Consider the following 13,333-nt stretch of genomic DNA (forward strand, 5'->3'; position numbering starts at 1 on the left):
CCTTGTAAAGCATCAAATCTTAACAGGCTCAAGATAATATCCTAAAAACCAAAGCAATCACATGATACGTTTTGTCCTATTTTCTATTTTCCTGTGTTTAAATATCGTATTGGTAACTGCCCAGACAGTTCAGCAACGATTGGATTCACTATTCCAATCCTTGAATCAAGATGGTGAATTGAGCGGAGCTTTCTTAGTGGCCGACAGTGGTAAAGTTGTTTTTGAAAAATATCTGGGTTTTGAAAATTCAGAAAAAACAAAAAAGATAACTAGCAGCAGCCGTTTTGAATTGGCTTCGGTGAGCAAACAGTTTACGGCGATGGCCATTATGCAATTGGAAGAACAGGGCAAGCTCTCCTATGAAGATGATATTACCAAATATTTCCCACATATAAAATTCAGGAATATCCGTATCAAAAATCTATTGCGTCACACCTCTGGAATTCCAGATTTTTTTGGTTTCCCAGAAAAATGGTTTAACACTAAGAAAATAAATAACAATAGAGATATACTCAAAACACTTGAAGAACGAATAGATTCAGCCGAATTCATGGCTGGCGAACGATGTTCTTATTCAAATACAAATTACCTACTGTTAGCTCTGATTGTAGAAAAAGTATCAGGCCAATCTTTCGTAACATATATGCGACAACATATATTCAAGCCAGCTGGAATGAAAAATACAGATGTATTTTCGGCTCGCTCTCCCAAAGCAGATTTAAAAAACTATGCAAAGGGAATGACCTATAATATTCAGACGAAAAGCTTTATGGGCGTAGATGATTTTGAAACGTATAAGTATGCGACCTATTTTGATGGAGTCAGTGGGCCATATGGAATAAGTAGTACAACTGAAGATCTGCTAAAGTGGAACCGGGCCCTTCAGAATTTTACCCTATTAAAACGAAATAATTTCATAAAAGCCATTTCTAGCGACACACTTACGAATGGAAAACTAATTAGTAAACATCAGATGTATCAGGGATTTGGCTGGGAGTTTACAGATAGTACCAATAATGAAAATAAAATGCATTTTCATACAGGAAGCTATCCTGGATACCAAAGTATATTTGTAAGAGATCCAAAAAATCAGCGGTGTTTTATGGCGCTAATTAATAAGCCAAATACTATAGGTGTCTTTCCCCTAACTATGGCTATAGTGGCAATTCTCGAAAAAAACGATATTATTCCCTCGATAGAAAGGGAAAAACTTACCGGAAATATTACGCTCGTTGAATTCCAGTTAAATAAGCTATTAGGCACATATAGCTGTAACCAGCAGCCTGAATTAAAATTTAATATCATAATGGATAAAAATGAAGGCTTACAAGCTAAGTTATCGGGACAGTCAGCCATTGAAGTCTATCCGAAAAACGAGTTAGAGTTATTTTATACGGCTGTGCAAGCCGAGCTGAAATTCAGCAAAGAAAATGATCAGATCACAGCGCTGACGCTGTATCAAAATGGTCAGGAATTAAAATTCAATAAAGTTAAATAAGTCAAGAACTAGCGGAACTTATGCCAGAAGAAAACGTAATAAATCAGAACGATAGCCTTGATCAAGGTGCATATGAGATTATCCGAAAGCGACTTCTTACACAAAAAGAAGAACTAGCGACCAAGCTCCAGCGGTTGAATGAAGCCCGTAAAGAAGTCTTCAATTCAACGAGTTTTGTCCTCAAAGCTAATCAACGGATCACCACAGAAAACAACTGTGTTGCCCGCGGCATTCTGGCCTTGGATAATCAATGTATTTTTGGGTATAACGTGCATTTTGGACTGCGTACCGAGATCAAGCTGGAAGATGTTTTCAGTGTTTATGCATTTGAGAATAATCAATTTATTCCGCAGTCCCTAGACCTGATCAACGATCAAAATTTTATCTCAGATTATCAAAACCTATATAAATACTATAGGGACTCCATATTCTCCAAATTTCGTAGGACGGAGAACTATTTGTACATGATCTTTCAGACCAGCAAAAATCCCGCTGACCTCAAAGCATTCAAATGGTTAATCAAAGATGGTAAGCTCCAGTATCAGGATGACCGCAGCATTCATGAAGCCAAATTGCCCAACCAATTTGAATTTGACTGGACAAAAACAACGCTCGATGATCGCCGTCTGGGAAAATATCCCCATATATCCATTATGGATAAGATCTTTATTGAGGCAATCAACGGTGACATCACCTTCAAGATCGAAAACAATACAGACAGTGGCAAAGGGATCTATTCCGAAAAAGTGGTCAATGCAGACCAACAATTGGACGATGCCGATTATTACTATGCAGATCTCGGCAATCTTATTGCGGTACGCATCAAACCTTACCAGGAAGATTTTAGGGCCTTTGTCTATAACCAACGGACGAAGGAAGTAATCAACCTCAAATCACTGAATGAATCAGCAATATTGTTACCGGACAATCAAGGGATTATTTTTTCGAATGGATACTACTTACAAAATGGTACACACAAGGTTTTTGACGCCCAGTTTGAACATGTATCGTTCCTGCGTAGGATAGCCTCCCCCAATGGTGAAGATTTTCTGTATATATTCTGTCAGGAGGAAACCAATACCTATATCCTACTGTCATATAACATCATTCAGCAGCATGTCGAGACCCCGATTATCTGCAACGGATTTACCCTGTTCAAAGATGGTAGCTTAATTTATTTCCGCACCGAGGCAGAAGCCACCAGGCATCATCAGGTTCAGATCTGGGAAACACCCTATATGGCCATGTTCAAAGAAAATGAGCAGAAGAAAGATGATCCCCTCTATAAGGTAGGCAATAAACAGATCGTGCAAGCGATGGCCGAGGCTCAGGAGGTTATACAGCTTATCAACAAAGAGGACAGCTACGAAGGTTTATACGAAGATATCCTCAAAAAATCCACGGTTTTATTGGATTCCTATTTCTGGATAAAAGATGAGGCCTTATCAAATCTTGGCCAGCCATTAACACAGATCAAGGAAGTCGCCAATACCGCTATTGATGAGTTCGTCAAAGTACAGGCACAACGCAAACATGCCGCAGAATTAAATCTAGCAGCAGAAAAGAAGATGGAAGAACTCACCTTCTCCATCAATAGTACCGTTGTAGACAAACTCGATCAGCTCGTCCATCAATTGGCCGACTCCCGTCGTCTTCAGGGTGAAATCATCGACCTTAAAAATGTAAAATATATTGATACGGTCAGCATAGATAGTCTGTTGGAAAAACTGCAGGTTATCACCTCTGGCCTGGCCGAAAAAACCATTGCTTTTCTCCTACGTGATGAAGCCCTGCTTCCTTACGAACAAAAGGTAGAACAGCAGAAGAAAAATGTGGAGGCCATAGTTAAGGTCTACGATGCCAAGGCAATCGAGGAAGCCAATTCGGCCATTTCAAGCGAACTGGAACTATTGATTGATATCCTCAATAGTTTAAAAATTGACGACTCCACACAGACAACCAAAATCATTGAGAAGATTTCGGTTATTTTCTCTTCGCTAAATGAAGTGCGCGCACAGCTAACGCGAAAACTCAATTCATTAAAGAGTACAGAAGCGATAGCCGAGTTCTCTGCGCAGCTGACCCTGTTGGAGCAATCCGTGACCAACTACCTCGAACTGTCAACGACAACCGAAAAGGTAGACGAATATTACACAAAAGTCATCGTTCAGCTGGAAGAGCTCGAAAGTAAGTTTTCTGAATTTGAAGATTTTGCTTTAAAGATCGCGGACAAACGTGATGAAGTTATCAAGGCTTTTAATTCCCGCAGAGAACAAATCGTTGAACAGATCAACAAGCGTACTTCCTCGCTCGAACAGATCGGTCTTCGTGTATTAAAGAACATTGAAAACAAATCCAAGACATTTGCAACGCGGGAAGAGATCCTCAGCTTCTTTGCCTCGGATCTGATGATCGACAAGATCAGACAGTTGGTACAGGAGCTAAAAACACTGCAGGATGTCTCAAAAGCAGAAAACCTTGAAAATCTATTAAAGAAATCACAGGAAGACGCCTTACGGGTTTTACGGGACAAGAATGATCTGTTTGTAGATGGCGAAAATATCATTGCATTGGGCAAGCATAAGTTTGCGGTCAATAGTCAATCCCTTAGCCTTACCTTGCTGCGCAGAAATGATGAACTGTATTTCCACCTGACGGGGACAAGTTTCTATCAAAAAGTGCAGGCCGAGGAAATCAACACTTTTCAGGATATCTGGGATCAGGAACTTGTTTCTGAAAATAAAGAAGTCTATCGTGCAGAATACCTCGCATACAAAGCATTCCTGGCTTCGAAAGGACAACAAGATTTTGATGCTGCATTATTCATCACACAGACTGTGGAGCAAAGTTATTCAGAAGGTTATGTCAAAGGAGTTCACAATGTGGATGCGCTATTGATCTATGATACGGTCAAACAGTTGGATACCAAATTGGATCTGCTTCACTATGATCCCCTATTGCGTACGATGGCTCAGTTATTTTGGCAATCCCTTTCGGATGATCAACGGACAAAGCAGCTGGCACTAATACATTCTACCTACACGATATTAAAAACGTTTTCAAATTCAAATCGTTACCAGTCTGTCATTGATGAACTGACCAAGTTATTCAATGCATGGGAGACACATTTGGATCGCTCCACCATTCATGGCCGTGACCTGGCAACGTACCTTTTTCAGACGTTTACGAGCTACAATACCTTTGTCGTCAGCGAACAGTCCGATGAACTGAAAAAAGCGTTTATTCGATTGCTGGAATCCAAGAAAAGTTACAAGCTATTTGAAGCGGATATTCAGAACGAACAATTTAGCTTGGTAGATCGCTTTTACCTGACCTTAAACTGGCTCAACTCCTTCGTTGATGAGCATCCGGAATATCTTACGCTACGCAAATATATTGAGGAAGCAGCGATCATGTTGCTTTATCCGACCCATGAGTATCACCTGATCATAGCAAAGGACCAGGCACATATCAGCGGATTAAAAGGCAATCATGCGATCCTGAACAATGGAGAAGAACATATCCAATATCATGAGTTTTTAGCACGTTTGGCGCAATTCAGTGATTATAATGTACCGCGTTTTGTGGCTTTCTCCACATTGAAAGAACAGCTTGCGAAGTCTTATGCTAAAGAACTAAAGATCGGTGAGTTTGAGCCCAAAGTACTGACCTCCTTTGTACGTAATAAGCTGATCAACGAAGTTTACTTCCCATTGATCGGAAATAACCTCGCCAAACAGCTGGGAGCCGCTGGCGACAACAAGCGTACGGCCCGTATGGGAATGCTTCTGTTGATCTCGCCGCCGGGTTACGGAAAGACCACCTTAATGGAATATCTAGCCAAGACAATGGGCTTACATTTTGTTAAAATCAATGGCCCGACCATTGGTCATTCGATTACATCCATTGACCCGATTGAAGCGAAAACATCCGGAGAACGGGAAGAGCTCAAAAAGATCAATCTTGCATTTGAGATGGCTGACAATGTCATGCTGTATCTGGATGATATCCAACACTTAAATCCGGAGTTTTTACAGAAATTCATCTCCCTTGCCGATGGTCAACGTAAGATTGATGGCATCTTTGAGGGCGAGAGTAAGACCTATGACCTACGTGGCAAGCGCTTCTGCATCGTGATGGCCGGAAATCCATATACAGAGAGCGGCTCTAAGTTTCAGATTCCCGACATGCTTGCCAACCGGGCCGATGTGTACAATCTCGGTGATGTGATCGGTGATACCGAAGCATTATTCAACCTCAGTTTGATTGAAAATGCGGCTATTGAAAACAGTTACCTCGAAAAAATTGCAAGCAAGTCTTTTAACGACTTCTACGCCCTAGTCAATTATGCACAGTCTGTTATGGATCAATTGCCGGATTTAGAGGGCAACTACCTGAAACAGGATATCGATGACTTTATCTCGGTACTGCGCCATGTACTAAAAATCAGAAATGTCGTGATCAAAGTAAATCAGAATTATATTCAGAGTGCAGCAATGCAGGATAATTACCGTACCGAACCACCATTCAAAATGCAGGGATCCTATCGGAATATGAGCAAGCTGGTTGCACAGGTCGTACCGATGATGAATGAACAGGAAATTGATCAGGTTCTTCTGGCGCACTATGAAAGCGAATCGCAGACACTGACCGCGGATACCGAAAGTAACCTCTTAAAACTAAAAGAGCTTGCCGAGCTGCTAAACCCTGTTGAACTGGAACGTTGGGAAACCATCAAGGAAATCTTCCGCAAGAACAATAAACACGGTGGACTGGCCAAAGACGATAAAGTATTCGGTCAGCTGCTGGACTTCAATGAAAATCTGGAAGGTATTATTCAGGCGATCCGCGAGTATAAGAACTAAAACCATAAACTTAATTTTTCTCCATTGGCCTATCCGAACCAATGGAGAAAAATAATTTATCAGATGATTTAGCTAAGATCGCATCACAGTCATTCCGAATCACGATTACCCTATTTTACAGCTCCCGAAGAAACGGTAAATATTCCATAATCGTCAATAAGCATCCGCTCCTTGTAAACCCCATTGTAAGCCATAATCCGATCCAGTTCTTTCTGCGAACGTCGGCGCATGACCCAATCTTTCTTCTGATGACTGTTCAGCACATAAGCAATCATTTTCAATTGTGGATGCCATGGCTGTCCGGTATAGACCAAATGGCTGTTTTCCTCACAAATGGAAGTCGCGCCATATACCGCCCTGCTCGCCATTTCATTGTCGCCAAACAATTCGAAAATACCGGAGATCACCACAATATTAGGTGCAAAATCCAGTTTGCTGTAAGTCTCCTGATCAAAACAGTCGTAATTGCTGAAACGTATTCCTTGGAGCCCTTTCTTCTTGATGATTTTCTCACCCACTGCAATATTTGACAACATAAACTCATTGATCACGATCTCCACTTCCGGATATTTTTCTTTGATGTCAAACAAATAATTTCCGGTACCGCCAGCGATATCCAATATTTTCACAGGCCGGCCTGTAGACTTGACCTGCTCAATATTCTCTTCTAATAGACGTAATAAATGCTGTTTGCGTATACGGATTCCTTTCCAGCCGATCGCTTCCAAGTACCCTTTATCGATAATTTTACCTAGCCCCAACCTACCCTTTGGCTCGTTGCGGTATACGTAATCCAATGAAATTCCCGAATCAAAACCAAACTGAAGCCCTAGGTTCATCCCATGACTCAATGATCCGATCTTGCCTAAAGTCCATTTCTGAAAAGCATAGTTTAGTTTCTCAGCCGCAGGCATCACCTTATGGTACAATTTCTCATATTCCTTTACCGAAAACTCATCAGGCTCCAGCCCCTGCTCAGCCCTTTGCCTTGCATAGGCTTTCGTAATAAAATCTTTTAAATAGGTATAGACTTTCTGTCTGTTGGATTCAAACAGGATACCATGATAAAAATTGCGTAAGGTAATAAATGTCTTCAGCTTGGAAGCGATGGACACGAAGAATTGCTTTTGCACCGAGTTTTTAACCACATAGTCCTTTTCGGCAGATAGCACAATCACGGGAATATCTATGGTGGCTGCATCCTCGACGATACGCACACCAGCTTTCAATAGGTCGACCAATAGGGCGCCGTTAATGGATTTTGAGATCAATGGATCAGCATCATAAGCCTGCTGTTGTTCAACATCATGCGTCAATACCTTCGCTTTAACATAACTTTGGATAACAAGATCCTTTTTCAATTTTGTCCCTAGTGCAATCATCTGATTGGCCAAGGGCACATACAGTTTGATTTCAAATGCGGGCGCCAATAAAGCCATACCTGCAATCGGAGGGGCAAAATCATGTACCCAAGCACTCACAATGACCCCGGCAATACTATTGGCGATGACAAAGACATCCTTTGTGTCAACCCCATATCCGGAGCGGATATAGGACACAAAACTATCTAGATCGCGCACATTATCCATGAATACCGGTGATACGGGCACTTTGGTATGGCCATGTCCCCGCAGATCAAATGCAAAGATGGAATAATCGGCAAACTGTGGATCGGTAGCCATCTCCTGCAAGCGTTCTGAATGTTCATGTCCACGGTGCAATACAACTAAAGCCTTTTGTCCCTGTTGATAATTCCAAACACGATATAGCAGTTCCCCTTGATCGAAACTCTTAAAATAACCTGATTTCATCTTTTTATAATTTATTCCATCAATACAATGGCGTATGTAATTTTAGTATCTATTCAGCCATGGTCGTTAAAAACAAAGACCAAGCCACCCTTCTTGATCATGATCTGCTCGCGATGATAATTTTCATCAGCTGGATCGCATGATCCTGTAACACCATATGCCTATTGATCGACTTCACCTGATCAATAGCTTTATTTAAATCTAAAGATAATAATTCCTGCGTCATCAGAACAGCAAAAATCATGCTCCTACTATAACCCATTGTACAATGAATGACCATATTTTCATGTTCATCCAATGTGCTATAACCGGATACTATTGCCTCTATGATCACCTGGGCATCATGCACATCGGTCTCCGCAATATCCAGCAAAGGGAAAGAATAATACTTTTCCATGGCACCTAAGAGTTTTACCTCCTCCAGCTCAGCGGCGAGGTCAAAAACAACCAGATTGCGATCCAATCCCAAGGCTACAAACTCCCATGCGTTCAACCTTGACCCCACATAACAACGAGGCAATAACTCCATCAGCGGCGGATTATTTTTCTTTCTAAAAAAACGCCACATCAACCGGTACGCAAATTGGTAAGGAGCATAAAATACTTTCTTTATCAGCGGTATTCGACCCCGATGATCCTTTAAAAACCTCGTATTACCGCGCAGGTAATTGTAACCAACCGCAAAGCAGACGAAGGCTACCCAGGCAAAAACAATCAGCGGCAATACGTATCCTTCACAGAGCAGCGCCAGTAGCATGAATATCCACCCAATAAGGTAATAACTATTCGCTAGTTGTTGGTTTCTGACTGCCGGAAGACGATCATCAAGTTTTTGGGAATCAACACCTGATTTCTGCCGTAGCTTATGTCTCTGTTCAATAGCATTCGGAAAGAGGATAAAACTGACCTGAACCAGTAGGCAAGCTGTCAATAGATCGATCACATGGTGCTGATATACGGCCAATGTTCCTAAGCCCATCAACAGAAGCCAGATGCCCAAGATTATTTTCTTCCATCCGTTGAACTTCCAACGCAGCACTGACCAAAAAAGACAGGCATAAGCGACATGCAGGGAGGGTGCCTGATTAAAAGGCGAATCATATTCCTTTAAGAAGGAAAAGAAAATAGTAAACAAAGGATATTCAACCGACGGTCTGTCAAAAGAAAACCGCAACGGAAAAAGGAGAAAGCACAATGCCGCAATCAGGGTAACAAACGTAAATCGCTTTGCATAGCACAGGAGCTCCCCTTTTAGTCGACAGTAAAATGGCACGAGGAAAAAAAACAGTCCACTACTCATATAGGGCAGGATCATCCATGGAACGAACGGAATGTACTGTTCAAAATCGAATACAAAAGAAGGTACCGCAGCTAAACTGGAGGCGTAGGCCGCTGTATAGGAATAGGTAAGTTGAAAAAATAACAGGCAATAGATGGCAACAAGGAGCTGCCCGCCTACCTTCTTTAATTGTTTTTCATCCATTTGGCTTTCCTAAACATGATTTTGCTTAATAATACATGGGGGAGCAGGCCTAAAAATCCCATCAGCCATTTCATACGCTTCGGAAAAATCACGATTTCTTTCTTTTGCTGTATTGCTTTTAGGATACGCTGCGTGGCATCGTCTACGCTGATCAAAAAGGGCTTTTTGGAGAGATCCTGCTGATTAAGTTGACGGAGCTTGGTTGTATCTACATACCCCGGTGCGATGACTGTCACCGCAATCCCATACGGAAGCAATGCCCTTCTGTAGGCATCAGCCACTTGAATTGCGGCCCGCTTTGTTTTGCTGTACAAACTTGAATTCGGAAAATCTAAAGTCCCCGAGACGGATGCTATTGTTGCGATTTGCCCCTTTGATTGTCCACGCATGGCTTCGCGGGCGACTTCAAAACAGTTCACGGTTCCCAGCATATTGACGCGGAGCATCGCACTTGCCTCTTCATAACTGATGCCCTGTGCCACATCATCGGCATAACTTCCGGTACAATTGATAAAAAGATCCAATGTCCCATAATGACAGAAACGATCAACGACATCAGCCAAAGCATCCCGATTACATACATCCACTTCAAACTTGATGAGCGCATCGTATGTCGCTTGATTGGTCAACTTTGAAAGGTCTCGACCACATACAGCAACTTCAGCCCCTTGCTGGAGGTAGCATTGTGCTAGTTCTAGACCTATTCCGCTTGTTCCGCCTGCGATAAATACCTTCATTTTATACAAAAAAAATAACGATTATATTACCCGCTTGATCGGGCTATCCTGTCAAACAAATAAACCTTCGGTATGCCACCTAAACTCTCCAATAGATCCCGTATTACACGATAAATACTTCCAACAACCATTACCCAGATACATCGTGTAGCGTCAATGTCGTCCAAGCTCAATAATTTCCCTGTATCAAGCCGATCCCCTATCTCGCGCCATCTCTCCCAACGACCATTATTCCGATACATCATGTACTATGCCATACGCAGTTCCAGCGTCTTGCTATATCCATAATTCCACTGTGCTTCCATAGCGGTCGCAAATTCATCCAGACTTGCCGGAAGAGACAATGTTATTTCAAATCTACGCCAATCTATGCCTTTTCTGCAATAGTTTCCGGCTAACTGTTCCGCAGCGTCCATTGTATCGATCCATCGGAGGCTCTGAAATTGCTGATCAATATCCCGCAAGCGTTGATTCCCGCTGAATCCCAATACCGCTCTTACCAATCCCTCTTCCTGCAATTTATATGGCTGCTTCCGCTCACAGATAACTTCTGCTGCCAAAGACTGCGCCAGTTCTACAGGTACCAGATCAATGGCTCCACCGGCATAATATTCTCCATTCCGCTCTATCGGCTCGATATAAAACATATCGGACATGGAAATACGAACAGCCTCCAATAATGTAGCCGCTGAATTTATCGCTATCGTTGGGGCAACAGCACTTTGTCCATAATTTTCACCTTGAATTTGGATGCTATCCAGATTTACTCTCGATAGTACAGCTGTATTCCCCATCAAGACTTTTTGATAAAGCTTACGTTCGCCACGTCTCTCCCCAACTTCAGAACGGTCAAAAAGCATTCTCGAACCAATAATAATCGACGGTATTTCCTCCGAAAATGGGCTGTTCAAAGTTGGTAATAAGGGCAAAAGATCATGTTCCATATCGACCAGATAACGATCAAAGACATCTTCCAGATAAGGAGCAGATCGTTTATCCCACTGCTTTTTTAGCACATACCAACCCAGTTTGCCCAGATGATGTTGTTCCGTAAGCTGATGTCCACAGAAGAAGCGATAAAACTCTTCGGATTGGAGATAAGATTTCCGTTCGGCCCCCGTTGCAAAAGACTGAATAATCGCAGCAGCCAACGATCCGCCGCAGCTAGCAATCAGTAGATCTGGTTTTAACCCCAGTTCGTCCAACGCGGCATACATTCCCAGGTACAAGCCAAAACGCGTACCACCTCCTGAAAATAAAACTGCCCGTTGATAATTCATTTAGCGATATATTAGATATGAGATTATTTTTTCACAAGGCCGAGACCTAATTAAAGTTTTAATCTTTGATAGATCAGCCTCATTTTACCCTAGGCTTGAACACGCTATCAGATCACCTGATCGCAGAATAACTAAGTACAAATTCTATCAATTCGGTGATGACCATTCGCTTGATAAAATTATTACAAATTCGTCATTTCTATCAAACAAATCAAACCATAGAAAACAGGTGCATTAAACACCAAGCTATCTATCCGATCCAGTAATCCACCATGTCCGGGGATTAATGTACCCGTATCCTTGACTCCAGTCTTGCGTTTCAAAAAGGAGAAAAGCACATCACCGCAAAATCCTAAAGAACCAAAGAGCAGACCGAGCAACGAAAAGCAGATAAAATCCCCAAATGGCAACAACAGGTAACCCAAGATATTACTCAAAATTACCGTCAGCCCGATACCACCGATACATCCGGCAACAGTTTTGTTCGGGCTGATACGCGGAACGATCTTTCGTTTACCAAAGAATTTACCCATTAGGTATTGGAATACATCGTTCAGTTCCGTTAAAACGATGATATAGGCTACAAGTCGTAATCCCATCAGCTCATCCTGATTGATTTCTACTGCCCGGATAAAGGCCAGCTGACTAAAAGCAAGTAGACAGGCAGCCGATCCAAAGGTCATTCCGATAGCAACACCCAGCGCTGTTTTCTGTCCTAGCCGGAAAAACAGCCCAACCCCTATACACAAAAGTGTCGCCCAACATAGATAGGCGCTGTATGAACAGTAGATTAAAAGGATCAGCTGCAATAGACCCGTTACAATAGCAAAGGGCAGTGCAAGACTAAAATTGGGCACAAACATCTTCATAAATTCGCGCATGCCCTGAAACGTCAGCCAAGAAACAAACAGCAATGCTATTGTTTGCGGAACGAAAGCAATCGCCAGTACCAGTACGATATAACCCCAGCTTCTGACCCGTACAGGTACGTCAGCAAACTTGTCCTTCGAATTGGATACTTCACTCATGTACCACCAATGCCTTTCTCAATCGCGTTATCGAACTCAAGACCAATAACAAACATAGCACAGCAAAAATATAGACTGAAATAGTCGTTATCGAGATCTGTAACAGGCTCAAAATACCATATACCCCCAGCAATAGCGCACGATCGCTTTTCCCCATAGGCCCATCGTAACGACGATCATTGGCAACAACTTTTCCAATCAGACCACAGAATTCATTGATGACGCTCAAAATAATAAAGCATACCACTAGATATAAACTCTCAGGATGAAATTTCAGCAACGGAAAAAAGATCAGGACATCGGAGACAATATCGCCCACCTCATTTAGGACCTCCCCCTTTTTACTCGTCTGACTGAAAAGACGGGCCATCATGCCATCCAATGCATTGAAGGCCATCCGCAATAATAAACCGATCGGTAATGCCAAGAACAAAATTGGCATCCGGTCAGCATACCAAAACAATATTGCAATAACCAAAGACAAAACGATCGAGCCAATAGTAATCTGATTGGCTGTTACCTTTTTCCGATGCAAGAAAGTCAGAATCGGCATCAATAGCTGTTGAAACTTTGGTTTTAATTTATAAACAGAAATCATATATGTGCTATGTAGCTTACTTTTTTATTTTTT

9 protein-coding genes are annotated in these 13,333 nt (G+C 42.1%); 2 read left to right on the top strand and 7 right to left on the bottom strand.

Annotated features, from left to right (window positions below; genetic code table 11):
• Positions 1-61: 61 nt before the first annotated feature.
• Together OGI71_RS17995 and OGI71_RS18000 are read left to right on the top strand one after the other, a co-directional pair.
• The gene (locus tag OGI71_RS17995; RefSeq protein ID WP_282250788.1) at positions 62-1,498 is read left to right on the top strand and encodes a serine hydrolase domain-containing protein; all 1,437 of its coding nucleotides are present in this window, start codon (positions 62-64) and stop codon (positions 1,496-1,498) included.
• Between the two features lie 20 nt (positions 1,499-1,518).
• Positions 1,519-6,363: a DNA repair ATPase gene (locus OGI71_RS18000; RefSeq protein ID WP_282250790.1), complete on the top strand. Its 4,845-nt coding sequence runs from the start codon at positions 1,519-1,521 to the stop codon at positions 6,361-6,363.
• A 110-nt stretch (positions 6,364-6,473) separates the two neighbouring features.
• Here OGI71_RS18000 and OGI71_RS18005 read toward each other — a convergent pair whose 3' ends face one another.
• The 7 genes from OGI71_RS18005 to OGI71_RS18035 all read right to left on the bottom strand — a co-directional run bounded on the left by OGI71_RS18005 (position 6,474) and on the right by OGI71_RS18035 (position 13,300).
• Positions 6,474-8,174 carry a bifunctional alpha/beta hydrolase/class I SAM-dependent methyltransferase gene (locus tag OGI71_RS18005; RefSeq protein WP_282250792.1) on the bottom strand — a complete coding sequence of 567 codons (1,701 nt, stop codon included), beginning with the start codon at positions 8,172-8,174 and terminating at the stop codon, positions 6,474-6,476.
• A gap of 97 nt (positions 8,175-8,271) precedes the next feature.
• Positions 8,272-9,657, bottom strand: a complete 1,386-nt coding sequence (locus tag OGI71_RS18010; protein ID WP_282250794.1) for a phosphatase PAP2 family protein — start codon at positions 9,655-9,657, stop codon at positions 8,272-8,274.
• Positions 9,639-10,394, bottom strand: a complete 756-nt coding sequence (locus OGI71_RS18015; RefSeq protein WP_282250795.1) for an SDR family NAD(P)-dependent oxidoreductase — start codon at positions 10,392-10,394, stop codon at positions 9,639-9,641. Before OGI71_RS18015 ends, OGI71_RS18010 begins: the two co-directional genes overlap by 19 nt.
• A 26-nt stretch (positions 10,395-10,420) precedes the next feature.
• A complete protein-coding gene (locus tag OGI71_RS18020; protein WP_282250796.1) occupies positions 10,421-10,639 on the bottom strand; it encodes a hypothetical protein in 219 nt (72 codons plus the stop codon).
• A 3-nt stretch (positions 10,640-10,642) separates the two neighbouring features.
• On the bottom strand, positions 10,643-11,674 hold the full coding sequence (locus OGI71_RS18025) for a patatin-like phospholipase family protein (RefSeq protein ID WP_282250797.1): 1,032 nt from the start codon (positions 11,672-11,674) through the stop codon (positions 10,643-10,645).
• A gap of 182 nt (positions 11,675-11,856) precedes the next feature.
• Positions 11,857-12,702, bottom strand: coding sequence for a phosphatidate cytidylyltransferase (locus OGI71_RS18030; RefSeq protein WP_282250798.1), 846 nt, complete (start codon positions 12,700-12,702; stop codon positions 11,857-11,859).
• Positions 12,695-13,300: a CDP-alcohol phosphatidyltransferase family protein gene (locus OGI71_RS18035; protein ID WP_282250799.1), complete on the bottom strand. Its 606-nt coding sequence runs from the start codon at positions 13,298-13,300 to the stop codon at positions 12,695-12,697. Before OGI71_RS18035 ends, OGI71_RS18030 begins: the two co-directional genes overlap by 8 nt.
• Positions 13,301-13,333 lie beyond the last annotated feature (33 nt).

This window comes from Sphingobacterium sp. ML3W (genome assembly GCF_029542085.1).
Taxonomy (GTDB): domain Bacteria; phylum Bacteroidota; class Bacteroidia; order Sphingobacteriales; family Sphingobacteriaceae; genus Sphingobacterium.

Excerpts from the sequence above, each read along its gene's own strand:
- OGI71_RS18025 (WP_282250797.1), bottom strand. The coding sequence starts at position 11,674 with ATGAATTATCAACGGGCAGTTTTATTTTCAGGAGGTGGTACGCGTTTT.
- OGI71_RS18030 (WP_282250798.1), bottom strand. The coding sequence starts at position 12,702 with ATGAGTGAAGTATCCAATTCGAAGGACAAGTTTGCTGACGTACCTGTA.
- OGI71_RS18010 (WP_282250794.1), bottom strand. The coding sequence starts at position 9,657 with ATGGATGAAAAACAATTAAAGAAGGTAGGCGGGCAGCTCCTTGTTGCC.
- OGI71_RS18000 (WP_282250790.1), top strand. The coding sequence starts at position 1,519 with ATGCCAGAAGAAAACGTAATAAATCAGAACGATAGCCTTGATCAAGGT.
- OGI71_RS17995 (WP_282250788.1), top strand. The coding sequence starts at position 62 with ATGATACGTTTTGTCCTATTTTCTATTTTCCTGTGTTTAAATATCGTA.
- OGI71_RS18035 (WP_282250799.1), bottom strand. The coding sequence starts at position 13,300 with ATGATTTCTGTTTATAAATTAAAACCAAAGTTTCAACAGCTATTGATG.
- OGI71_RS18020 (WP_282250796.1), bottom strand. The coding sequence starts at position 10,639 with ATGATGTATCGGAATAATGGTCGTTGGGAGAGATGGCGCGAGATAGGG.
- OGI71_RS18005 (WP_282250792.1), bottom strand. The coding sequence starts at position 8,174 with ATGAAATCAGGTTATTTTAAGAGTTTCGATCAAGGGGAACTGCTATAT.
- OGI71_RS18015 (WP_282250795.1), bottom strand. The coding sequence starts at position 10,394 with ATGAAGGTATTTATCGCAGGCGGAACAAGCGGAATAGGTCTAGAACTA.